The organism is Bacillus sp. ABP14 (assembly GCF_001831375.1).
Taxonomy (GTDB): domain Bacteria; phylum Bacillota; class Bacilli; order Bacillales; family Bacillaceae_G; genus Bacillus_A; species Bacillus_A paranthracis.
This window is the reverse complement of record NZ_CP017016.1, coordinates 960,040-984,152: the sequence shown is the minus strand read 5'-3', so window position 1 is coordinate 984,152 and position 24,113 is coordinate 960,040. Positions and strand designations below refer to the sequence as shown.

The 24,113-nt window shown below is 31.8% G+C and carries 25 protein-coding genes and 3 pseudogenes; 14 read left to right on the top strand and 14 right to left on the bottom strand.

Features of this window, described 5'->3' with window-relative positions:
- Nucleotides 1-102: 102 nt before the first annotated feature.
- Nucleotides 103-558, top strand: coding sequence for a hypothetical protein (locus BGI23_RS05070; RefSeq protein WP_070805395.1), 456 nt, complete (start codon nt 103-105; stop codon nt 556-558).
- Nucleotides 559-644: 86 nt separating this feature from the next.
- On the opposite strand, the gene BGI23_RS05065 is transcribed toward BGI23_RS05070, so the two are convergent.
- Nucleotides 645-1,058, bottom strand: a complete 414-nt coding sequence (locus BGI23_RS05065) for a hypothetical protein (RefSeq protein WP_000120198.1) — start codon at nt 1,056-1,058, stop codon at nt 645-647.
- Nucleotides 1,059-1,353: 295 nt separating this feature from the next.
- On the opposite strand from BGI23_RS05065, the pseudogene BGI23_RS28840 reads away from it, so the two are divergent.
- Together BGI23_RS28840 and BGI23_RS05060 are read left to right on the top strand one after the other, a co-directional pair.
- Nucleotides 1,354-1,453, top strand: a pseudogene (locus BGI23_RS28840) (YjcZ family sporulation protein).
- Between the two features lie 300 nt (nt 1,454-1,753).
- Entirely contained in the window at nt 1,754-1,993 is a 240-nt protein-coding gene (locus BGI23_RS05060; protein ID WP_000700215.1) for a DUF2798 domain-containing protein, read from the top strand.
- Between the two features lie 763 nt (nt 1,994-2,756).
- Here the strand turns inward: BGI23_RS05060 and BGI23_RS28290 are convergent.
- The 4 genes from BGI23_RS28290 to BGI23_RS05045 form a co-directional block, all read right to left on the bottom strand.
- On the bottom strand, nt 2,757-2,921 hold the full coding sequence (locus tag BGI23_RS28290) for a hypothetical protein (protein ID WP_000746318.1): 165 nt from the start codon (nt 2,919-2,921) through the stop codon (nt 2,757-2,759).
- A 459-nt stretch (nt 2,922-3,380) separates the two neighbouring features.
- Nucleotides 3,381-3,992 (bottom strand): DUF2812 domain-containing protein, encoded by a 612-nt coding sequence (locus BGI23_RS05055; protein ID WP_070805394.1) that lies wholly within the window; start codon nt 3,990-3,992, stop codon nt 3,381-3,383.
- Between the two features lie 13 nt (nt 3,993-4,005).
- Complete coding sequence (locus tag BGI23_RS05050; protein ID WP_061131459.1) at nt 4,006-4,320, bottom strand: PadR family transcriptional regulator; 315 nt, start codon at nt 4,318-4,320, stop codon at nt 4,006-4,008.
- Nucleotides 4,321-4,457: 137 nt separating this feature from the next.
- A complete protein-coding gene (locus BGI23_RS05045) occupies nt 4,458-6,194 on the bottom strand; it encodes an S-layer homology domain-containing protein (protein ID WP_070805393.1) in 1,737 nt (578 codons plus the stop codon).
- A gap of 1,440 nt (nt 6,195-7,634) precedes the next feature.
- Here BGI23_RS05045 and BGI23_RS28920 point away from each other — a divergent pair.
- The gene (locus BGI23_RS28920; protein WP_000833256.1) at nt 7,635-7,850 is read left to right on the top strand and encodes a hypothetical protein; all 216 of its coding nucleotides are present in this window, start codon (nt 7,635-7,637) and stop codon (nt 7,848-7,850) included.
- A gap of 538 nt (nt 7,851-8,388) precedes the next feature.
- On the top strand, nt 8,389-9,282 hold the full coding sequence (locus tag BGI23_RS05030) for a helix-turn-helix domain-containing protein (protein ID WP_070805392.1): 894 nt from the start codon (nt 8,389-8,391) through the stop codon (nt 9,280-9,282).
- Between the two features lie 113 nt (nt 9,283-9,395).
- On the opposite strand, the gene BGI23_RS05025 is transcribed toward BGI23_RS05030, so the two are convergent.
- Complete coding sequence (locus tag BGI23_RS05025) at nt 9,396-9,677, bottom strand: LCI fold-containing protein (RefSeq protein ID WP_016133803.1); 282 nt, start codon at nt 9,675-9,677, stop codon at nt 9,396-9,398.
- 278 nt (nt 9,678-9,955) lie between these two features.
- Here BGI23_RS05025 and BGI23_RS28605 point away from each other — a divergent pair.
- A pseudogene (locus BGI23_RS28605) lies at nt 9,956-10,030 on the top strand (YjcZ family sporulation protein); the annotation flags it as partial.
- Between the two features lie 150 nt (nt 10,031-10,180).
- Here the strand turns inward: BGI23_RS28605 and BGI23_RS05020 are convergent.
- Both BGI23_RS05020 and BGI23_RS05015 read right to left on the bottom strand, forming a co-directional pair.
- Complete coding sequence (locus BGI23_RS05020; RefSeq protein WP_070805391.1) at nt 10,181-11,305, bottom strand: HD-GYP domain-containing protein; 1,125 nt, start codon at nt 11,303-11,305, stop codon at nt 10,181-10,183.
- 309 nt (nt 11,306-11,614) lie between these two features.
- On the bottom strand, nt 11,615-11,944 hold the full coding sequence (locus tag BGI23_RS05015) for a 6-aminohexanoate hydrolase (RefSeq protein ID WP_070805390.1): 330 nt from the start codon (nt 11,942-11,944) through the stop codon (nt 11,615-11,617).
- Nucleotides 11,945-12,294: 350 nt separating this feature from the next.
- Between BGI23_RS05015 and BGI23_RS05005 the strand changes: the two genes are divergently transcribed.
- Entirely contained in the window at nt 12,295-12,777 is a 483-nt protein-coding gene (locus BGI23_RS05005; protein ID WP_001049724.1) for a GNAT family N-acetyltransferase, read from the top strand.
- 363 nt (nt 12,778-13,140) lie between these two features.
- Entirely contained in the window at nt 13,141-13,974 is an 834-nt protein-coding gene (locus tag BGI23_RS05000) for a CPBP family intramembrane glutamic endopeptidase (RefSeq protein WP_070805389.1), read from the top strand.
- 639 nt (nt 13,975-14,613) lie between these two features.
- Here BGI23_RS05000 and BGI23_RS04995 read toward each other — a convergent pair.
- The 3 genes from BGI23_RS04995 to dhaK form a co-directional block, all read right to left on the bottom strand.
- Nucleotides 14,614-15,003, bottom strand: a complete 390-nt coding sequence (locus BGI23_RS04995) for a hypothetical protein (protein WP_070805388.1) — start codon at nt 15,001-15,003, stop codon at nt 14,614-14,616.
- A gap of 303 nt (nt 15,004-15,306) precedes the next feature.
- Nucleotides 15,307-15,657, bottom strand: a complete 351-nt coding sequence (locus BGI23_RS04990; protein WP_000946187.1) for an SH3 domain-containing protein — start codon at nt 15,655-15,657, stop codon at nt 15,307-15,309.
- A 222-nt stretch (nt 15,658-15,879) separates the two neighbouring features.
- Nucleotides 15,880-17,631 carry a dihydroxyacetone kinase subunit DhaK gene (gene dhaK, locus BGI23_RS04985; RefSeq protein WP_070805387.1) on the bottom strand — a complete coding sequence of 584 codons (1,752 nt, stop codon included), beginning with the start codon at nt 17,629-17,631 and terminating at the stop codon, nt 15,880-15,882.
- Nucleotides 17,632-17,809: 178 nt separating this feature from the next.
- Here dhaK and dhaS point away from each other — a divergent pair, with 178 nt between their 5' ends.
- On the top strand, nt 17,810-18,376 hold the full coding sequence (gene dhaS / locus BGI23_RS04980) for a dihydroxyacetone kinase transcriptional activator DhaS (protein WP_000204220.1): 567 nt from the start codon (nt 17,810-17,812) through the stop codon (nt 18,374-18,376).
- 19 nt (nt 18,377-18,395) lie between these two features.
- Nucleotides 18,396-19,394: a DhaKLM operon coactivator DhaQ gene (gene dhaQ / locus BGI23_RS04975; RefSeq protein ID WP_070805386.1), complete on the top strand. Its 999-nt coding sequence runs from the start codon at nt 18,396-18,398 to the stop codon at nt 19,392-19,394.
- Between the two features lie 114 nt (nt 19,395-19,508).
- Here the strand turns inward: dhaQ and BGI23_RS04970 are convergent, their stop codons facing one another.
- The 3 genes from BGI23_RS04970 to BGI23_RS04960 form a co-directional block, all read right to left on the bottom strand.
- Nucleotides 19,509-20,162 (bottom strand): DUF2306 domain-containing protein, encoded by a 654-nt coding sequence (locus BGI23_RS04970; protein ID WP_070805385.1) that lies wholly within the window; start codon nt 20,160-20,162, stop codon nt 19,509-19,511.
- Nucleotides 20,163-20,377: 215 nt separating this feature from the next.
- Nucleotides 20,378-21,013 carry a hypothetical protein gene (locus tag BGI23_RS04965; RefSeq protein ID WP_070805384.1) on the bottom strand — a complete coding sequence of 212 codons (636 nt, stop codon included), beginning with the start codon at nt 21,011-21,013 and terminating at the stop codon, nt 20,378-20,380.
- Nucleotides 21,014-21,142: 129 nt separating this feature from the next.
- Nucleotides 21,143-21,793 carry a VanZ family protein gene (locus BGI23_RS04960; protein WP_070805383.1) on the bottom strand — a complete coding sequence of 217 codons (651 nt, stop codon included), beginning with the start codon at nt 21,791-21,793 and terminating at the stop codon, nt 21,143-21,145.
- 273 nt (nt 21,794-22,066) lie between these two features.
- Between BGI23_RS04960 and BGI23_RS28600 the strand changes: the two genes are divergently transcribed.
- From BGI23_RS28600 to BGI23_RS04950, 4 genes and pseudogenes are all read left to right on the top strand, one after another.
- On the top strand, nt 22,067-22,273 hold the full coding sequence (locus BGI23_RS28600) for a hypothetical protein (RefSeq protein ID WP_255369080.1): 207 nt from the start codon (nt 22,067-22,069) through the stop codon (nt 22,271-22,273).
- A gap of 41 nt (nt 22,274-22,314) precedes the next feature.
- Entirely contained in the window at nt 22,315-22,506 is a 192-nt protein-coding gene (locus tag BGI23_RS28595; RefSeq protein ID WP_255369079.1) for a hypothetical protein, read from the top strand.
- Nucleotides 22,507-22,545: 39 nt separating this feature from the next.
- Nucleotides 22,546-22,941 (top strand): annotated as a pseudogene (locus tag BGI23_RS27045) (dihydroxyacetone kinase subunit DhaK); the annotation flags it as partial.
- Nucleotides 22,942-23,069: 128 nt separating this feature from the next.
- On the top strand, nt 23,070-24,074 hold the full coding sequence (locus BGI23_RS04950; RefSeq protein WP_070805382.1) for a WXG100 family type VII secretion target: 1,005 nt from the start codon (nt 23,070-23,072) through the stop codon (nt 24,072-24,074).
- Nucleotides 24,075-24,113 lie beyond the last annotated feature (39 nt).

Genomic DNA, 24,113 nt, shown 5'->3' with positions numbered 1-24,113 from the left:
GAGAATGAACAACATCATTTACCATTTTAAAAACATCTTCTCCTTACAATAACTACCTAAATTAACGGAAAATTGTTACAATTAAGCGTGAGGAGGGATACTATGAAAAAAATTATATCTATATGCGCTCTAACCGCTCTATCTTTCACTTTAATAGGCTGTACAAGCACCTTATCTACAGATAAAGCTTCACAAGCTAAGCAAGAACATACACAAACTACCTTTCAATTAAAATCCGCAAATATTACAGACATTGAAATACTTAGCACAATAAATAACAACGTTTCAAAATCTCAAACAGACAACGAAGAAATGATACAATCTATCGTTTCCGCAGTTCAAAAAGGCACGCCTAAAACAATCACTTTAGATCAAAAAAAGCGAGAATCGGCACATTCTACTATTACCGTTACATATAAAGATGACACAAAAGAAGAATTTCTTGTGTGGGTTGATAATAAGGAGCAAATTACGATTGCTAAAGATGAGAAGAAAGATAAAGTTGAAGGTGTGACAGTGAATATTAAAGATGTGAAAATGATGAAGGATTTCTTTTAAAATTTTAATATAATTGATGTTAAAAAAGAGTAGGATTACATCCTACTCTTTTTTAATCTTGTCCAATAAATAAACTTTTATAAAAGCTATTTAAGATCTAATTTTGCTAAATCATGTTGTAAAACATTATTTCCTTCTTGTGGGTTAAATACTATTGCACTAAGACCAAAAACATTCGTAACAACATCTCTATCTTTCGAACGAATGATTCTTACTTCATAAGCAAAAACACCTGAAGGAAGAGCTGCTGAACGAAAAGTAACACGTCGATTAGGTGCCAATGTCTGTGTTGAAGGGTCTACTAATGGTAACAATACCGGAGAACCCGATGACCAATCAAACATTTCAACAGTTACTGTATGAGTATCATCTGGATCAACATTCATAGCTTCCACAGTAAGAAACAACGTAGCGGAATGTCTACGTAATACACCCGTTGACAAAGTTTCATTGTGATGTTTATGATGTTTTTCAGGAGGATGATCATAGCCATAACTCATATCAATCCCCCCTTTCATTTACAATTAAGGATAAGCATTCCTTACAATATATAATGCTAGTATTATTTTAATGAAAGGTATAAAAGCGGATTTCTATCTGTATTTTTGGATATTTTGTTTTTTATTTATTCCTTCTTAAAGAACAATATAGATTCTCCTATTTTGTCCTTGAACTCCTTCAAAGAATAAATCTATTTTGAAAAGAACCCGCTCCATTCATAAATACATAAAGTAAATGGAATCCGTTAAAACACATAATTGATCCTTTGTTTTCCCCCTCCTATTTAAAGGAGGAATTGTTCTCGGCTTTGGTGATAGTTATGGCTTCGCGGGAGGATTTGCTTTATTAGTTGTTTATTTTATTAATCATCGTTGGAGCTGCTTGCTTCTGCTAAAAAACTATTGGAAAAGACATGCGATATGCAGAGATTCAAGTGTAACTAATACTTTAATGATGTAATATTACATTCGCCCCCAAAATGAACTTCGATGCTATAAAAAAGATAAAGTGTTCATTTATACAACCTTAGCTTGATAGCAATATCATGAGTTCCCATCCCAGACAAACTAGTTAACATCTCAATAATTGCTATTGCAGAAAAGTACAACAAGCTGGACAACATAGATTTCAAACTGTAAGATTAGATGTTGGTGAAATCGGACAGCAAAGTATATATAGAAAATAGGTGCTAATTTTGAAAATCAATAAAAAATTTGAACCGATAATTTTTAATCTCTTTATGATTTTAGGTATATCTAGTATTATCTCTTTCGTCATGGTTTCAATGAACGTTGGGTATACAGCTTTATTTCTCAAATCATGGATAAAAACATGGGCAATTGCTTTCGTGCTTGCATTTTTAGCTTCTAAATTACTACCCTTTGTAGTGAAAAGGATAATGAAAATATTCATATTTGTTGAGAAGGATGCTTAAAAATAAAGTGATGTACTACTCTAGTTCATTTAAATGAAAAGAAATAATCATCACAAAACTTAACCTAGTAAAATGTTTCAACTCAAAGAAAGGTACTTGAAAAGTTGTCTTTTCTTTATATGTTAAAAAAGCTCGCCTATTTCCGTAGGCGAGCTTTATCTTTATTACACAATAAGAAAGTATACTCTCTTTTTCTCGGAAATTTTATGTAATTTTACATATTCATGAACATACATGTTTTGATGGACTTTATCTATATACTCATGGTAGTAATCCATTGAAAATGTATCTTCTTGAAAGCAAAACTCTCTTTTAGAAAAAAGAAAAGACACCCTAAAGTGCCTTCCTCCGACTTGAACCATCTTAATTTTAATAATATGTATTGGACTCTTATCTAAAAAATAATCTAATGTATTACAATAAGAGAAAGATAATGATACAATAAAAGTGCAACAAGATGTTGCTTAGTTTTTAAATTTTATGGGAATAACACAAAAGCTAGGTTTGGTCGCCAAGTTTTTTCATTCCTATCGGTCATGAAATACCCCGGTTGGTCGCTGGGGTATTTCTTTTTTATTAACGTATATATAGGTCTATTATGGACAAAATAAAATATAATCTTAGTAGAAGATAGAACACTGACACCTTTGCCGCTTCTAAATCACTTTGGTCTTGTGCGAAGAAAGTATGGTCAGTACTTTCAGCTCAGTGTTCCATCTACTTTAGTTTTGAGTTGAGTGTTGCTAATCATAGCAGCACTTTTTTACATTCCAATTTGTTCTTTGATGAATTGAATTATATGTTTTACAAACTGGCTTTGCGTGAAGAAGTAATGAATATTTCTCAGTACTGTCGTCCACGATGCTAGATTACTTACAAAAGACTGGGATTTCGCCTTTTTGGTCGCCTTTTTTTTACGTTTTTTCATTCCTGTCCCTCCCTTCTTAAGGGAAGGGCAAAGATGGCACATTTTATATTTTAAAGAGTTATATAGAAGAGGACAATCTATTCATTAGCAAAATAAAGAAAAGACACCCTAAGGTGCCTTCCTCCGACTTGAACCATCTTAATTTTAATAATATGTATTGGACTCCCATCCAACTATTATTTTACCATGTTAAGTTATTTTTGTTTATTGAGAAATACAATAATTTACTTGTGCTGGTTTTCTGTATGAGGTCTTTTTGTAGTCCATACAGCGATTAACAAAAGAACAATAGTAGTAATAACACCTAAAAGTCCTTGCTTGAGACAATGGCTAAGAACATAAGCATTACTGTGTATGTATTAAATTCCATTATAAGCAATCTCCTAATGGAACTACATATTGGTAGAAAAAATATATACTTCTCTGCCTATCTTAATGTTACTTGATAAGTGCTTGTTTTCATCTTCTCTCTTCATACAACCGATGTGCTTTATATGAGCAAATTAAATACATAACAATTGCAGTAGGAATAAACAACCATGCAAAGCCTCTCATCAATGCAAATGGTGTTTCAAATAAGAATGACCATAGAAATGATACACCTTGCTTATCCCATAGTCCTGGCGTAAAATATAGTTCTTTCGGATTTGCAAGTGCTCCTAAACGAATCGTGTCATTAAACATAAATAGGATTAATATCGGAATAGAGCATATAGCTAATTCTAAAAATGTTTTAGATAGACGTTTATATTTCCCTGCTCGTGACATTTGATCTGAAAAAATGTCATCTTCGCTTTCCTCATTTACCTTTTTAAAATAGTGCGTACCTGACCACCAATTACCGGCTATATGCTCCCAGCCACTATCTTCAAATAATGTGCAGTAATTCATAAAATCACTTTTTCTACTAAATACCCTATGGTCTATTTTAATCGTCGCATCTTCTGGTTCTGTATATCTAAATGTATAACCAAATGTATTACTTTCTAGTTCATATCCTTTCCAAGCCATCTCTTCTAACCATTTTTCCTCTTTCTCAAAGTCTAAAAAGAATTTCAATTTCCACATAATCGTTTCCCCCTAACTATACGTGTAATAAACTTTTTGTAACTGCAATAATGTGCTGCATTCTCATAAAGTCTAAATGCAATACTTCTTTCCCACGTTCCGTAATGGCATACACTTTTCTTCGTTTATCTTCACTTTTTACCGATTCTATTAACCCTTGTTTTAATAAATTTTCAACCGCCCCATACAATGTACCCGCTGCGATTTTCACTTGATGATTACTCAGCTCCTCCACCTTTTGCATAATTAAATAACCATGTGCTGGCTCTAATAAAGCTAAAAGAACGTAATACGTCGTTTCCGTTAATGGTAAATTTTTATCTCTATTCATAAAGACCTCCAATGTAACGATAAATATATAGCTAAACTATATAGTTCAACTGTATAGTTTGATTTTATACAGTTAGACTGTATATGTCAAATTAAGTTTAAAAAAATAACCTAGATCCCATAGGATCCAGGTTTTTTTTACATAAATGTAATCGTCACTAAAGAATATCCTTCTTTCGCATTATACGGCTCCGCTTTATAAGAAACACGGTTCGCCCCTTGCGGATAACCGATTTCCCCAATTGCTTTTTTCACATCTTGCAATGCGCCATCCATTGATTGTTTATAAAGGATTTCGATCTTTGGTGACTTTTCGTTATAACGTTGCTGCATTTTATTTTTTAATTCGTTATAGTTATTTGCGATGTATTCATTTCCTAAATAGTTTAACTTTGTATCTTTTAATATTTGCTGATAGGCAGGGATTTTCGTACCACCTGCAGCAATTTTATTTGTTAATGTACTATAATAATTTGTTGTAGCTTGCGGATAGTCCCCGCGGTTCCACTCATGATTTCTTGCGATTTGCTCATCTGATAAGTTGAAATAAGAATATGTTACGCGGCCTTGTTCATCTGGCACAGGATCATCGAATGTTGTATCAAGGTGATACCATTTGTTTTCGATTTTCACTAAGTTCCAAGCATGAGGCTGACCGTCTCCAGTTCCTACTACAAAATGATTCTCAATTCCCGCTTCTTTTAATAATTGGTAAGTTAATAGTGCGTAACCTTGGCAAACAGCAGAACGATTTACAAGTGCTTCATATGCTGTGTAAGCTTTATAAGACGTATCATAAGAAACATGTTTTACGACATAATCATGAATCGCTTTCACTTTTTCGTGATCATCCATCCCAACTTGTGTAATAGAAGAAACAATTGCTTTTGCTTGCTTCATTACATATTCTGTTTGTTCTTTCGTTTCACGATATGTAATTTTCAGCGTAAACGTATAATTTCCAGGTGATCCAGAAAGTCCATATGAAACATTCGATCTATTATTATTTGTATACTCATTTTTACTTGCCACTTCTTTATAGGCGTTAAAAAGTGTATTCATCACTTCTTTTGTATTACTGTTTGTCGTTTTATATGGCAGTGTAATATTCATTTCATACGCATTAATACGCTTCTGTACTTCATCTTTAAATGCTGCTAATAATGCCGCATCTCCTGTATCTTGCACCGCAACCGCAGGCTTTTTATACTGCAAAGCATTATATAAAAACTGTGCATATTGTTCACGCGTTACCGTTTTAGCAGGTTCAAATTTCCCGTCGCCTGTACCAGATGCAATCCCGTTTGACTGCACCGCACTAATCGCCCCTTCTGCCCAAAAACCATTCGGAACATCATTAAATGTATGCTTTTGCTTAGCCGAAACTTGAAAAGCGTTTTTAATAATTTGCGCCATTTCTGCACGGCTAACAGAATCTTTCGGTCTAAAACCTCCATTTCCATCCCCGTTAAAAATCCCTAATTTCGTTAACGTTAAAACCTCTTCTGGAAACAATGTAGATCCTGCGCGAATATCTCGATACGGATTGTTTAAAGTAGATCCATCTTGTAATACGTAACGAGCACCATCATTACTAAACGTACCACCTTGCTTATTCGGTAACAGCGCACGATAAATTAAAGCTGCAACTTGCTCTCTCGTCGCAACATCACCGAAACCAAACTTCCCATTTCCATAACCTGAAATAATATTTTTACTCGCTAAATCTTTAATCGCCGGATACGACCAATGTGATGTAGGCACGTCAGAAAAAACACCCGCCTCAGCAGCTTTCACATCACTGCCGTTTGTATACAGTAAAGCACCACCAATAAGTGTTAATGATGTAATTGATTTTAATAGTTTTGTGTACATAATTCCTTCTCCCAATTCGTTCTCTATTTATGTTATTTTTTGTCGAAAAATCTAAAAGAATATGACAAAACATATTATACTATTAAAATTTTTTGAAGGATACACTAAGTTTTGAAATATGCAAAAACTCATATTAATATATTTTTCCGTATTAATATTATGTTGTTTTACTTGCGAATATATAAGTAGTAAGTCGTTATAACTCCCTCATGGTAACCTCTAATTTAGTATTGAAATTCTCTAAATCTCGATGTATTATATTTTTGTATTTTCTCAGTTTCCTAATCCGAGAAAACATCATCACTTCTAAAAGGACCCAAACTCCAGCGGGTCCTTTCTTATATTCCTTATTTTTATAAACTTATTTATCGTTTTATCTAGTACGATAATAAGAGACTCTCGCGTTTGCTTCCTTTCCATATCATTACTTATTTCATTATACAAGCTATAGCCTTTTCTAATTTCTGTAGAGCAATGTATTTCCTTACTAATCCTAAACCAATAGTATGATTTTTTAAATCGTCTATAATAGCTGTTTGTTCTTGGTTTCCCCTTGGAGATGAGCAGTTAGTTTTTGCTAACTGCTCCTTTATTTATAACAATGATCAAATTCTTTAAAATAATTCTTCTTTATTTCTCAATATAAGAAACCTTGGATTTTCATTAACACTCCTGTAGTATATAAACAAAGAGTAAGGTAAGAGTTACTCTTTGCCATTTTAGAAAAGGTTCTGTTGGAGACAGCAGAATCTTTTTTCATATAGAGATAGTTTTGCTGAATTTTTCACCACTAACCTCAAAAACATCTTATAATCCTTATATAACAAATAAATATATTAGGAGCGGATCAAATGCCAGTTACACTAGAACTTATTCTTTTCATTCTTATAGCAATTAGTGCTATTGGCTATTTAATAAAAGAATTTCAAAAAACTAGGAAAAGAACACTTGGAATTTCACTAGAATTCTTGGTTCTTTTCTGGTCAATATGGAGAATATCGACTATCGTAATCTAATTTATAAAATATGAATTCCTTCGAATAAAACTCAATATTATGTCCATAATGTTGATAGGCTGTATGCCAAAACTCATTTCGTTTTCTCTGTATCTCCTTGTATTGAGCAGTTAGCCCTTGCTAGCTGCTCTTTTATATGAAACCTTGTTAGACAAGCTTTCATATAATGTAGTCATTCCTTTCTTATAAATTAAGCTCGTCACTTGAATTATAAAAATGGGATTATATCCTATAACATTTTCAGGAATTATTCATATTTTATTTCTGAAAAAGTGCTTTATTTTGCTGAAAGGTGGTTGCGGAAACAACCGCCTTTTTATTTATGGCAAAATGAGATTTCTATTACGATCTATTACAAAGTATGTTATTACTGGTACAATCCGGTATAATAAATACAGATCAAATATTGAAAGGAAATATGACAATGAAAAGATATTTGAACTTCATTTCACTTTTCTTAACTGTACTTGTAATAATTAATCTTACAAATATACATACGAAGTACCAATTCTTTATAGGTGCATCTATAGCAATATGTTTAACTATTATTTCTACAAATGAAATTATAAAATTCCTTGCTACTAGTAGCTTATTAGTTTATGGATTTGCCGCTTTTACTTATTTAAGTATTGCTTGCTAACTTTCAATTTCGTTTTGTATTAAAATAACATTTTTATTTAACTTCATCACGTTAAGTTATATAGAAAACTATATATAATTGAATATTAAAAATGTTATTTCGATTCTAATATAGAGGCACATACGACTTTTTTCTTTGTTTAAGGGTTCTTACGTAATAGTAAAAACCCTTTTTTCATGCCAATCACGATTTATTCATTTTTTTTGATACATTTTATGGAACATTCATACGTTACGTTAGATAAATCCTTTTTGACAGAATGAATAATGAGTTATATCTTTCTCTCAATGAATTTAGGTATTTAACATGGTAAAATAATATTCGTATGAGCTTCCAATACATATTATTAAAATTAAGATGGTTCAAGTTGCAGGAGGCACCTTTGGGTATCTTCTTTGTACATACTAAAATCCTCACCACCTTATAAAAACGGTAAGCCCTTTACACCAAACAATAATTGCAACTATATTATTTTTACATTACATTAAGGTAAAAGGATGTCCTTTTACAAATAAAGTGCTAGATAGTAGGTGGAAAAATGGAATTTAACGATTTGGGTATTATCATTAAAGAACTTAGAATGAAAAAAAATATATCACAATCCGAATTATGTCATGGAATATGTTCACAAAGTCAAATTAGCAAGATTGAAAAAGGTATGATTTATCCATCTAGTATATTGTTATATCAATTATCAGAAAGACTTGGTATTGATCCAAATAATATATTTGCACTAACTCAAAACAAAAGATTAAAATATGTAGAAAACGTAAAATACGTAATAAAAGACTGCTTAAAGCAAAAACAATATAAAGAACTTTATGAAATAGTAAAAAAAGAGAAAAACTTAAATAATTTTCAAACAAAAGAAGAGAAACAGTTTCTAATATGGCACGAAGCAATTGCTATATTTATGGTGGATAGATCAATAAAAACTGCTTTAGATCTTTTAAATAATGCATTAAAACTGACTTTAACTAATTCTGATTTTTTATCAGAAAGAGAAATAGATATTATGCAAACAATGGCTATATTTTATGCAGAAAATAAAAATTATGAAAAAGGTATTAATATATTAAAAAGATGTTTAACTAATTTTAATAAGTTAGATTTTCCTAGAGATAAAGAAATTAAATTAAAAATCATGTTAAATTTAGCAAAATGTTTAGACTCCATATATCAACATGAAGAGGCAATAAAATACCTTGATAAGGGTATAAAATTAGCAATTAATTTAAATACTTTATACCTATTAGGTGAACTATTCTATTTAAAAGGTCAATATTTATTAAAGATTAAACAACATAATGTAGAAGAGGTTGTTTATAACTGGAAAAAAGCATTATTTATATTTGAACTAACAGAAAAAGAATATTATACAAAAACGCTACCAGATGAACTGATTGAAATACAAAATAAAAAACAATCATAATTTCGTAAAAGATACTTACAAAAGTCGCAGGAAGGCACCTTTAGGTGTCTTTTTTTGTGAAGAATCAGTTTAAAAACTAAAAGAACCTCAATAAATGAGGTTCAAAGAATCTACTATTTTAAATTACCTTCGTAAAAAGCAACTCCATTTTGAACATGCTTTAAATACCATGTAATCGTCCCGCCACAAACATTTTCATTAAAACTATTAGCATATACTCCATTTGAGTAATAAAGAGTTCTTTTGAATTTACCGTTAGAATACTCATAAGGAATTGAGCATGTTGCTTGCTTCGGAGAACTCACAGCTTTTTGCGTATCAGCTGAAGCCGCTCCAATTCCTCCTGTTAATACAATACCAGTTGCCAATAGCCCTACTACTAATTTCTTAAACATAATAAATCCCCCTTTAATAGTTTTTATAGCTTACAACTTAAATGTATCACTTTTGTAATTTATGTAAATATCTTGAATATGTAGAAATATTTATTTGATTCTTGGTAATATTAGGATTCCATTTTATCAAATGAAAAATAGAGGAATTTAGAGAAGTATGTAACAGTGCATAATAAAGTGAAACTTTAATCAGCGGGGGGTTCTTTATCCTCCACTGATTATTAGTTGAACCAATCGGACTTTTATGGGCAGTTGATCCCCCACCTAACTTCTTTGCTTTCGCTGGAGGATTTGCTTTATTAGTTGTATTATTTATTCTATTGATCATTATCGGATGCAGTTGTTTCTGCTAAAAAACTATTAGAAAAGGTACCTATATGGGTACCTTTTCTTTATATGCCTTATTCATTATCTAGTTCCAAATTTTTATCACGATTGAATTTGTTTTTTCATTTTTCTTATTCATCATACCTGAAATAAGAATCGATTTCAGACATGTGTTTTTAACGAAAAGAATTGGGGACCATTTTTTCCCACAAAGGAAATACCTTTTTGAAAATCTCTACCATGAAAGGATCAAATTGTGTACCAGATCCTTCTATAATACGTCTATACGCTTCTTCAGGAGATAGAGCCGAACGATACGCTCTTGAAGAAGTCATCGCATCAAAAGCATCTGCTATTGCAACAATTCTTGCGCATAATGGTATTTGATTTCCTTTTAGTTTTTGAGGATAGCCCTTTCCATCCCATCTTTCATGATGAGAAAGAATTATGTCTTCATTACCTTTTATTAAAGATATATTTTTAAAAACTTCTAATCCTAATTGTGGGTGTGTCTTAATAAGATTATACTCTTCTTCTGTAAGAGAAGATGCTTTCTTTAAAACATCATCCGGAATACCTATTTTCCCTATATCATGTAATAAACAAATAAAATGAAATTGTTTTAAAAAATTATCATCATATTCATTTGTTTCTTTAGCAAGAATCGTAGCATAATTGGCTACACGTTCACTATGTCCTTTCGTATATTGATCCTTTAATTCCATTATCCTCATTATCGATAAAGCTGTTTCTTTCATTTGTTTTTCATAGGATACTTTAATTTTTTGTACTAAAAATTTTAATGAAAGAAATACAAAAAATGACGTAACAAAAATGATTAGAAACAATAATATTAATGATATTGGATAATTAATTTCAAAATAATAAATAGCAATTAAAAATCTACATACCATACAAATAGATACCGTTAGAAGATAATGAATACTTAAAAATAAAGGTGCAGAAATTACTAGGAAGCACTCTAAATATGGGATATGTAAAGACGAACCTGGATCACGTATAAACATAAGATCATATGCCAAAAGATAAATAATACTAACACCAAGAAAAATATATTTTGTAAACATTTGTTTATTCATTTTTTGTAAACACTTATTACATAAAAAAAATGAAATGAAAATAAATAAAAATACGAATTCAAATAAAAGCTTCTCTAGTGTAAAATCCTTTCCAAGAATAAAATGTTGATAAATATTATCAAACAAAAGAGTACTGCAGGGAATAAATAGAAACATGTTTATCGGTTCTTTCGTTTCAATATTTTTAATCCCTTTCATCATTTTACACACCGCCAAACCTTTTTAATAAAAAAATAAGTTCATATAGATATTATTAATAATATCCAAGAATAGATAATAGTGCAAAAAATACCCTTTCTCATAACCTATAAATAGGGTACTGCCATGATAGGAATGTATAAAGATATGGATAGGGTTATAGAAAAAGAAAAAGGCGAATTCCTTTTGAAATTTGGAATTCGCCTTTTTCTTGCTACCGATAATGAGACGTTATATTAACCTCATATGTATAGAATATACAGTAAACTAAAAATGAAAAGTTTACATTTTTTATTGTTTCTTATAAGTGAACTATTTGTATTCCTGTCTATATAATTTAAACGAATAAATAGCTCCAATAAAGAATACAAAAGCTTCAAATAATATAAAGATTTGACGGAAATTCTCGATATCTTTACCAACTAAAGAAATAAATATAGCATTCATTAGAATTTGAGTAGTAAACATACGAGAAGTAATTTTTAAATAAATAGCATTTGTTCCTTCATTTGGTTTACCAATTTTTTTGTAAATAATAATAAGTGCAATTACTGAACCCAAAAGTAGCAGTGCTGTAAGTCCTACAACAATATTGAAATTCCCTGTACTTTCTAACATCCATTTATTTAATAAATCAATCATTATTATCTTCCTTTCCTACATAAGAGAATATTTCTTTCTTCTTTTTCACTATAATAAAAAAAGAAAAAGGAAAACATCGAACTTTCTTACAAACATTCTTGTATTCTTACAATTTTGTCATTTTGCAAATGTATTCATCGCCTTTCCTTTCATTATTTTCTTTGGAAAACATAGTGAATTACGAAATAGAGCGCTACATGATCAACTTCCAAGAAGTAGTGCACGAAACCTCTTAATTCATGCAATTAGTATGTAGAATACTAATGAGTTATTGATTAAGAAGATAAAGGAATAAGAAATACGATAAAGAATTAGAATAGATAATGTAAAAAATGGAAAGAGGGGAAAAGATGAATCTAAAATTAATAGATGTAACAGAAGAAAATTTCTTTGAAATTATTAATTTAAAATCAGATAAACTTCAAGAAAAACACATTCAAATATATGAAAGATGGGTTGGTTCAAATGCTTTCTTTCTTGCAGCTTGCCAAACGTTTGGGTTTACTCCGAAAGCTATATATGATAATGATGTTTTAATAGGTTTTGCTTCGTATGGGTTTAGAAATGAAACGAAGCAATATGAGTTAATTAGTATGATGCTTGGCCATCAATATCAAGGGTTAGGGTATGGGATTCCTGTTTTAAAAGCAGTAATAGATAGTATGGTTCAGACGTACAAATGTGAAGAAATATTCTTATCGGTTATTCACGATAATGAACGCGCAAAGCGGATTTATGAAAAAGTGGGTTTTAGGCCAACAGGAGAGATTGAAGAAGGACACCATCCAGAATTAGTTTACTGTTTAAAATTAAAAAACTATGTAAATGTATAAAATTATATATACCTCTAGTTCTGTATGAATCATTTCATTTTCTGGTTTTTACTCCATATTCTTTAACATATGAAGCAAAAAAATTAATTTTGTGTAGTTTATTTTTGTTAGCATGATAGCGATGTGGTGCTCCCCCTATTAGTAGTAATTTTAATATCACTATGGATAAATTACTTTTAGAACTTTACTTCCAAGAATGAATTTTATGTGAACAATTAGTTGAAAATTCCCTTTATTAATTAACTAAGTAATATTTTGAAAGAACATATAGATATAATAGAAAGAATACTCGGTGCATCATCTCAACGCGCTGAATAGGTACATTATTGCATGTTAAAAATTTAACTTAAGGTGGGATTGTATATGACTGAATATAAAAGACTGAAAAAGCCGGTGGTAAGTTTTATATTACTAACCAACATTATTTTTTGGCCACTTTTTCTGCTTGTAGGAATTACAAAGTTATTACATTTTCCAACTTGGATTTTTGATGTAATGCTCTGCATATCAGCTTGGTCTTCCACTTTTGCTTTTATGTTTCTATTTAAAAGAATTTATCCTGGACAAAGTTTTATTCAATTCGTAAAAGATAGATTTAAAAATAAACTTAACTACTCTATCGTTCTTACTGTCAGTATGATTCAAATAATTATATTTTTGACGATGTTGTTTCTCATTTCGACTAATAGTGAAGCAGACTCTATTTTTAATAGAACTACATGGGGCGTGTTAATTTATTATGTTGTTAAAACTATTGTATCTGGACCACTAGGAGAAGAATTAGGGTGGAGGGGTTTTGCATTAATGGAGCTCCAGAAAAAATACTCGCCATTAAAATCTTCAATCATTATTGGTTTTTGGTGGGGAATGTGGCATCTGCCTATATGGTTTACTACAGGTTTTACAGGCAGTAATTTAATCAAATATATTTTATTTTTTATGATTGCAATTATATCTACTACAATTATCATGGCAACATTTTATAATTTAAATCAAAATTTAATTGTTCCAATTATCATCCACTTTTTCTTTAATTTATTTATTGGCATAATAAATGGACCATTAATTGAATTAATTATGTATACTGCAATTTTTTATTTAATAGTTGCCATTTTACTTATAGTTATAAATCCAAAGAAAGTTTTATATGGAAATAAAATTAAAAACTTTGTTAATAAAGAACATGATTCAATTTAGTAATAGTTTTTACAGATTTTTTATGTTTGTTCTATACAAAATTAGTAGACATAGCGTCTCATTGCCAATAGTCAACGATGCATAAAATTTTCGTTATGAGGGAGTTGTATTTTTTTAGCTTGATGGTGATGTGACGCAACCTCAACTTAGTAAAATATCATTAAAACTATTAATCCAATAGATTCTTGAAAAAAACTAGTTATCTATACACTACTTTTGTTAAATATGGATATTTTTTTAAGAGGTAAAGTTAATATAGATCAACTAAATAACGCAAAGAAAATGTTTTATTTCATAAAAAAAGGCTCCATTGCTGGAGCGCTCAAAAATAAAATAAGTAAATGAATTAAAACAAATAACAGACAATTTAACTATATAGAATAAATATAAATAAATCTATATATATGCAATGTTACATATTGAACCCTGTTTATTGATGCTATAATAGGCTTACTCGATGATTGTTATATTTTTTATAGTTTTTAAGCAATATGATACCTTCTTAACACCAAGTGTACAAGTAAGAGAAGACATCTTAATGGATGTCTTCTTTTCTTATATAATAACAACACAATAAAATGAAGTTGATTCAAGCTGCAGGATGGTACTTATGATAGTAAAGCATACTTCATCACGATGTCAGCAAGCAAAAGTGTATTCTGCATTTCTGAAAACAGTAGATGGAAGATTGTGACCTGCTGAATCTGCTAAGAAAGAATATACAAGAACATCCTTAACATCATCTTTATTTCCACTAATGATGACATCAAGAAAATCTTCTATGTGGAATTCTGGCGTAAACAACACAATCTTAGTCGTTCTGTTTCGTTCTAAAGAAACAAAAGTACGAGAGATTTCAACTAATTCATTTTGAGTTGGGAAAGAAGTGTTTGGACTTCTCTTAACAGTTACCGTTACATTACTAGTATGGCAGCGTGAATCATTGTTTAACATAATGTTGAGAGCAGTTGGAATAATCCCATTTTCAGAAACGGGAACTCGAAACACTCCAGTAGATTTATGAGCCATATCATCACATCCTTTCAAAATAAAATATAGTTACAATATATTAGATACAAGAAACGTTCATTTTGATAGGGACAAATTATATGATTAATATATCTATTTGATTGAAGAAATCTCTCAAATAAGCAAAAACATTGAAAGATTTGATATAGGTACAAATGAATCATATATAAACATAAAGCTATTGATTTAATGAATCGTTGGTTTTCCCCAAAAAAATGCTCCATTAAAAACTAGGAAATAAAAAAGAACTAATCCCTAGAAGGGATTAGTTCAATATCTCAAAAGCTATTATATTACATAGTTTTATGAGCAAACGTTATATAATGTTGTGTGGGATACATAACCTGTCATCCCTTTATAAGTAACTTTTAACCACTGTTTAGAATTACTATAATGCCCTTGAACATACTCACCTGTTACCCATGTGCCAGTAATTTTCTGACCACTAGTAAATGTATGTAAGACAGGTGATCCCACAGTGTAACCACTGCGCATCTTTGCACCATATGTACCTACCGTACCTCCCTTGGCACAAGCTGCTACTACTGTTTCATTTTCAGTAGTATTCGTAGCCGCAAAAGCAGAGCCGTTAAATGTAAATAAAGTAAACATAAAAGCTGTTAATAAAGTACAAATAGATAAGCGACGTAACAAAATAAATTCCCCCTTTTTTTATAATTTCTTTCTTCATAAACTATTTTCTTGAATATTCTAATTATTTTCAATATATTAATGTTGAGAAATATTAGTTGTATTTTTGAAATAAAATTTTATCAAAAATAGTAACAAACTCATATTTTACAGAGAGCCCGAAAATAGTCTTCTACCAACTATATAAAAGCCCCTTCACCTTAAGGCAAAGGGACTTTCTCATTCCTACTTCAAACTACCCGCAATCTCCGTAAAGATAACCCCAAGTGCATGTGCACCTGCATCTGGGTAGCCTAAGCTTCTTTCACCAACTGTACCGGCGCGGCCCATGCGAGCTACGATTTCTTTCGTGTACTCTGCTCCTTTAACCGCTGCTTCTGCTCCTTTTTCAAAGGCAGTTTTCATGTCTACTTCATTTGAAGCGTTATCTAACCAAGAATCTACACATGGAGCAAGTGCGTCAACAAGTGTTTTATCACCAACTACTGCTCCTCTTCCGAATGACCTTTCACCGATCGATTGTATGCCTTGCAGTGCTCCTTGCAACACTTCAGCGAACTCTTTCACTGTTAACTCACGCTTCTCGCCTGCTGCTTTACTAGCTGCGCGGAATGCACCGCCCCAAATTGGACCAGATGCGCCGCCGCAATGTTCCATAATAATCATGGAGCAACCGTCAAGGAATGATCCGATCGTTACGTTTTCTTGTTCTACAATCGAATGCCATTCACGTTTTAATTGCTTAAATCCTTTTGCCACACTCATTCCAAAGTCGCCGTCACCTGCATGTGTATCTAACTCACAGAACGGTACTTCATTTTTAATAATAATATCGCTCATTTTATCAACGAGATAAATCATGTTGTTTAATGTGATGATATTATCTTTTATAACAGCGTGCTCTTCCGCTGTTTCTAGTTCAAAGGAAACTTCCTTCTCTTCTGCCTCTTCAAGTACATTTACATACTCAACACTTTCAACTGGCCCATCTACTTTAAACGCTGGTGTATTACACTCTTTCGATAATAATGTTTTTAACTCATCATCTAATTTCATCACTGTTAAAGACATACCAGCCATATCGATACTCGTCATATAGTTACCGACAAATACTCTATTAATTTTAATGTTTCTAGCTGCTAGTTCTCTCGTAACAGCGTTGTTAAATAAGTAAAGTTCTTGCAGTGGTGTTCCGCCAAAACCGTTAACTAGAAGTGCGATTTCCTCGCCACCTTTTACTCCTAAATCTTTCATTAAATCATTTGTCATACGATTAGCTAGTTCATCCGCTGACAGCATTTTTTCACGCTTAATTCCTGGCTCACCGTGAATACCTACGCCGTATTCCATTTCATCTTCCGCAAGTGTGAAAGTAGGTGATCCGCTCGCTGGAACTGTACAAGAAGTTAACGCTAAACCGATTGTACGCACGTTAGCCGCTGCTTTTTCTGCTACAGCTTTCACCGCCCCTAAATCCATATCTGCTTCCGCTGCTGCACCGGCAATTTTATGGACTAAAATAACGCCCGCAACGCCGCGGCGTCCTACTGTGTACAGGCTATCTTCTACCGCAATATCATCGTCCACTTTTACATAGTCGACTTCAATTCCATCTTCTGTCGCTAAATGCGCACCGTTTTTGAAATTCATAATATCGCCGCTATAATTTTTAATAATTAATAACGTACCTTTTTTACTAGCTGTTTCTTTAATTGCTTGATATACCTGAATTTGTGAAGGTGACGCAAACACATCTCCGCACACTGCCGCATCTAACATTCCTTTTCCGACTAGTCCTGCATGCGCTGGCTCGTGACCACTACCGCCGCCACTAATTAACGTTACTTTGTTTTCGTTCATTTTTTTCTTCTTGATGACTTTATATTTTTTCAAAAGCTCAAGCTCTGGATGAGCCATAACCATTCCGTTGCACATTTCCATTACTAATGTTTCTGGTTTGTTTATAATCTTTTTCATTGTGATTCTCCCTCAATTCCTTTAATATATTGTGATATATTTGAAATCTTCTTCTTACTACTCATGTTAAAATGAAAGCGTTTTATAGTAAACGGACAAAATGGACAATCTGTCTAAAGACACCGCTCTCATTTATAGATAGGATTTTTATATTACTAACATTCTAGGGATGATTGAGATGACCTCTTCTATAATTTCTAAAAAAATAATCGCGAACTCATTGAAATATTTAATGGAAACAGAGTCGTTTCATAAAATATCAGTGAGCGATATTATGTTACACTGTCAAATGCGTAGGCAAACTTTTTATTATCATTTTAAAGATAAATTTGAACTATTAAGCTGGATTTATAGAGAAGAAACGAAAGAAAACATTATCGACTTTCTTGACTATGAAACGTGGGAAAACATTTTTGATTTATTATTTGATTACTTTTATGAAAATCAAAAATTTTACCGAAATGCTTTTAAAGTCATTGAACAAAACTCGTTTAATCACTATTTATTTGAGCATACAAAAAACTTATATATGAAGATTATTGATGAACTATCCGTGAGCTGCGGATTCAGTCTTTCTGATGAGACAAAAAATACGATTGCCTCTTTTTATAGTCACGGCTTCGTCGGAACGATAAAAGATTGGATTGAAAGCAAATGCGAAGTAGATCCTTCCATTATGTCTTCTCTCATGAAAAATATGATAAACAATCAATTACTACTATTACTGGAGCAATCAGCAAAGTAATTAAAGGGTGGCAAAAGCAATGAAAAAGATTATGAATGATGTACAACATATCGTTCAAGATATGATGCATGGCTTTTATTTTGAACATAACGACAAAGTAAATTACGACGAAACAAATAACATCATTTATGTAAAAAATATCGAAAAACTGAAGCAAAACGTCGTCATCATAAGCGGCGGTGGTAGCGGACACGAACCAGCTGATATTGGTTATGTAGGAAAAGGTATGCTTACGGCGGCCGTAAACGGCAGTATTTTCACTCCGCCTACAGTAGAACAAATCGTCGCAGCAACTAGCCTCATACCAAAAGAAAAAAGTATACTATTCATCATAAAAAACTTTAAAGATGACGTAGCTAACTTTTTAGCGGCAGAACAAATCGCAAAAGAAGAAGGAAGACAAATTGACCACATCATCGTAAATGACGACGTTTCAATTGAAGATGACGCTTCGTTTAATAAAAGAAGACGCGGTGTTGCTGGTACTGTTTTCGTTCAAAAAATATTAGGTGCGGCCGCTCTTGAAGGTCATTCTTTAGAAGAACTGACTGCACTTGGCCGTTCTATCACTGAAAACTTACACACATTAGGAGTCGCCCTTTCACCTGCAAACGATCCAGTGAAAGGAAAAGCTTCTTTCACGTTAAACGACGATGAAGTCTTTTATGGCGTCGGTATCCACGGCGAAAAAGGTTACCGTAAAGAAGCACTATCCTCTTCTGAAATATTAGCGATTGAACTAGTGAACAAATTAAAAAGCATTTATCGCTGGAGAAAAAGTGACAACTTTGCGATTCTCATTAATGGACTCGGTGCAACGCCATTAATGGAACAATACATTTTCGCAAATGACATTCGTCGTTTATGTGAACTGGAAGGATTACATGTGAAATTCGTAAAGGTTGGTACGCTGTTGACTTCTTTAGATATGAAGGGTGTTTCGCTCAGTTTGCTTAAGGTAGAGGATTTGGATTGGGTGAAGTGGTTGAAAGAAAATACGGAAACTGCTAGTTGGTAGTACAAATAAAAATAGGATGGCTTCAATTGGCCATCCTATTTTTGTACGTAATTCAGCTATGAGAAAAATTCAATTACTGAAGAATTCTGCACTCAATATTACAGCAAATTTACATCAAAAATGTAAATCCTCATTTCCTTCGTATTTTCCTTTATTAAGCCTTTTTCTTATGAATAATTCTGCAACAATTAAATTAGGTACCCATGCTAACCAAGCAATAATAGCGTAACTAAGTTCAAAATGTTCTATCCCAAATAGAACGATAAACAAAGGTAGCCAAATTCTTAATGTAACTGCCGCAAAGGTTAAAGCATAATTTCTAATCATCCAATTCCGATGCTCTTTAATTTTTTTATTCTTAACTCTATGTAATGCTTCATATGCTGATGTTAGCCAAAGTACGGATAACAAACCGAAACCTAGCTTCGCTACCAATCCTCCCGTAGCATAAAAGGATAGGTATAGTCCAGAAACGCCGCCTAATAATATACCAACCATATAAATTCTCCCAGCTATTCGATGACGGTTCATATTCTTTTCTCTAAATTGAGTGGATAATGTAAAAGGGCCAATTACTAATGCTACTATACTAGTTATAATATGTATAAATAACATCATATACCAAAACTCACTTAATTTAGATCCATACATAAGCTTCGCTTTTACAAGCCCTGTTTGAAATCCATCCATAATAAAATATTGGACAACAATATAACTAGCTACTAAAAGAGCAAAACAAGTAAATACATACCAGATTTTCCTGTTCAAATTTCACTGCCTCCTTATTACATGAAGGAATTAGATTATACATTACTGTTCATTCTAGGGAAAAGTAGAAAAGCCTTCTTTACTGATTTATTCAACACATTGTTTTTATGCAGCGACGAATAAAATATATGATACAAGGCCCTTCTTCATACATAAAAACCCTCAAGTATGTCGTTCTATACTTGAGGGTTTTTTCATTTATTCTCTCTCGTCTCTCATTTTCTTAAATCAATAATTAGCTCATCTGTAATCTGCTCAAGATGGAAAAATCTTTTTATATAATGGATATCAGACCATTTTTCTTCTCCACCAATAATAAATAATTCTTGCGCATCATACATAAATGAAAAGCTTGGATAGAAACTGTCAGCCTTTATTTCAATCTCACCAATACGATTACTGATAATCTTACAGTCTGCCGAATAGCTTACTAACGTATAGAGAGAATCTTGTGCTGATTGGAAGAAATACTTCATAAGTGTGGTTATATCATCACTATTGGTAATGCACACTTTAAAAAAGTTCGTATCCTTTTTCTTATTAGTAAAAACTAGCTCAAAATGAAGTTTATTCTCTTCTAAAAATCCTTCAATAAAGTCTCTACATAAATAAGTTTCAAATAGCATATACATAGGAAATTTGTTATGTGTACTCATAAATCCTTTAACGATTTCTTCGAATCCTGTATGCTGATTCCAATTCGTCCCCACTCCTATCATAATAGGGTGATTTAAATAAATAGGATACGGCGATAATCCTTCATCTTTTAACATATATACTCGTTTTTCATCTGTATGAAGAGCTGGTTTTGATTCTTTTAGTAAGTATTGAGATAATTGAACATGTAACACCTTTACACCTACCTATCATGTAATACATAAACTATATCTATTAAGTTAGAAAAAGAGAATGCATCATTCACATTTTACTGTGTTTGGGTGTGGAGAACGAGAATCATTTTATAAACGAGATCACACATCTCATTGGAGAATTACAGGTCTTCCAAATAAAATTGGATAATAAATTAACATCGCACCTACAAATGAACACACTAAACAAAAAATAGCCTCGTATTTTATGACTAGCGAAGAGTTCGTATCAATCTTTTTTTCCTCTCTTTTCAATATCATTTTAAATAATGCTGTATATAATACTTTATATAATACATACCCAATAATTGACCCAAGGGTGTTCGTAAATAAATCATCAATATCTGTAATTCTATTATTTAGTAATTGATTTAACTCAATTGCCAATGAAAAAAAGAATCCTGCACATACGGTGTTTTTCATTTTTCTAAACTGCGGCCAAATAGTCGGCAATAAAAAACCGAATGGCATAAACAGTACAATATTTAAAAGATACGTAGTACTACCTGCCGTATCAAATAGAGTCAAATTGATTTGATTTACACGAATCCACGTTTCATATCTACTTATATCCCATACAGTCGCGATCTGCGTCACCTTATACACTAACGAAAGGTAGAATAGAAAAACATATACCCATAAAAAATGCCGAATAGATATATTGTTTTTCGCTTTAAAATAAAATCCAATTTGAAATAAAATACAAAACATAATTGTAAAAAAATAAGTATACAAATAACTCATCAAAACTTCTCTATGCATGTGGAATCCCCTAACTTTACATTTTCATCTATGACTTTGTTGTTTATAGGATAGGAGAAACTTTTAAAATAAAAAGTGGGGTAAATATAAAATTTTTCTTAACTCTTCACATGCAACCCTTGTAGTATTTTTATCAATGCAGTATATATAATCATTTGTTTAGTTAAAGTCTGACTCAATCAGATATACTTATTCTGACAAGAGGAAAACAGTAAGCGTGAATGAAAAGATACTTAATGAAATAAGAATTCGTGATGCGTGGGTGAATACATAATGTTAAAAAAGCTAGAAAATTTTATCACTTCGGCCGCTTTCGAAAAAGCTGAACAGTTATTTAAAAACAATAGCTTTGAGGAATTCTCAGAAGAAATGCTATATGTTACTTATAAAAATAGTAGTATTACCAATTATAGTTTTATCAATTATTTATTAACAAAAAAGAATCAAGTGATTTACATGACCTTGCATTTGATTTACTAGTAAATCCTTTATGTCATATAGAAGGAGCCTATTATTCTGCTTTGTATCATGCTACAAGATCAGTGGAATTAACAAACGAAGAAAATGTGGATAGTTTATTACAATTACCCTTTTTGCATTCCGTACCAGACAAATTAATTTCTGATAAACAAGCAATTACAATTTGTAATAAAATTTTAGCTTTAGATGCTTCTAATAAAATTGCTAAAGAAACTATTAAGGAATTATGTTAATTAGGGGATTGCTAAATAGCTACTTCCCTTTCTTTTAAAAACGACGATGAAGTATTTTATGACGTCGGCATCCACGGTGAAAAAGGTTACCGTAAAAAAGCACTTTCCTCTTCTGAAATATTAGCAATCGAACTAATGAATAAACTAAAAAGCATGTATCACTGGAGAAAAGGTGACAACTTAGCCATCCTCATTAACGCGCTCGGCACAACGCCATTAATGGAACAATACATTTTCGCAAACCACATTCGCCGTTTATGTGAGCTTGAAGGATCACAAGTTACATTCGTAAAAGTTGGTACCCTTCTAACTTCTTTAGATATGAAAGATGTTTCGCTCAATTTGCTTAAGGTAGAGGATTTGGAGTGGGTAATTAGTGATAAAACAAGGGGGGACTCTAGGTTCCCATCTTGTTTTTTGTATGCGCCTAGTTAAAAAAGCCTAACAACCACATAATACAATTCCACATAAAACGAAATTCTGATAATATAAAATAGATAATCATTTCTATATGGAATTTTTTTCATATACACAGCTATCTTATTTAAGGGGGATAAAGAAAGTTGAAAATTTTAGTAACACCTGAGCTATTAGAAGAAACAGCAAATAAATTTAAAAGTGCACAAGAACAATCACAACAAATTTTTACTGGCCTACGCCAAGATATTTCACATCTTGAAATGGTTTGGTACGGTACAACAAGAGAAAAATTTTATTATGACTATCAACAATCTGGCCAAGTAATGGATAAATATATTTATTCACTTCAACAAATTGAAACAGAATTAAAAAGAATAGCTGAAAAATTCAGAACGACCGATAATGAAACAGGTTCTGAATTATCAAAAGGAGAAAACAGTAGTCAAGATATTCTTAAAAGACTTGCTATTGCAGGAACAGTAACAACTGGAAAATTAGGATTTATATTAGGAACATTAAATATAATGTCAAATAAAAAACGTGCTGATCTTGTAAATATCGGCACAAGAAATTGGGTTAACGGAAAATTTGGGGCTATGTGGAGGGAATTAGGTTCTAATAAAACATTAAATAAATTAATAAAAGACTACTCATCACCTGAAAAAGCGGCTGCATCATTGGGGAAATTAAACCCCGCACTGCCTAATAATAGTATAAAAGAATCAAATATTGCTAATCATATAAAGAAAAATGTAAAAACTATTACAAAAGGAAGTATAATACTTGAAAGCGCACTAGAAGTGCCTTCTTTAATAACTAACGTAACTTCAGATATCAAAAAATATGATGGATTAGATGCCGGATCTCGTGTATCAGCAGATCTAGCATATTCTACTGTGAAGGTTGCAACTAATATCGGCGCTAGTTGGGCTGGTGGACTAGCAGGTGCTGAAGCCGGAGCTTTAGCTGGATCACTTGTGTTCCCACCAATTGGTACAGCCGTAGGTGCTCTTGCAGGAGGTATAATTGGTTCTACTGCAAGTGGAACTATTGTTAAAGAAACTATAAACCATTTGATGCCTCGCGAACAATTCAAGGATAGCGTAGCAAATCTAGCAAATGGGATTGAAAAATTCTTCAAAAAATAAATATTTAAGAAAAGAGGCGACTAAAAAGTCTAGTAATTA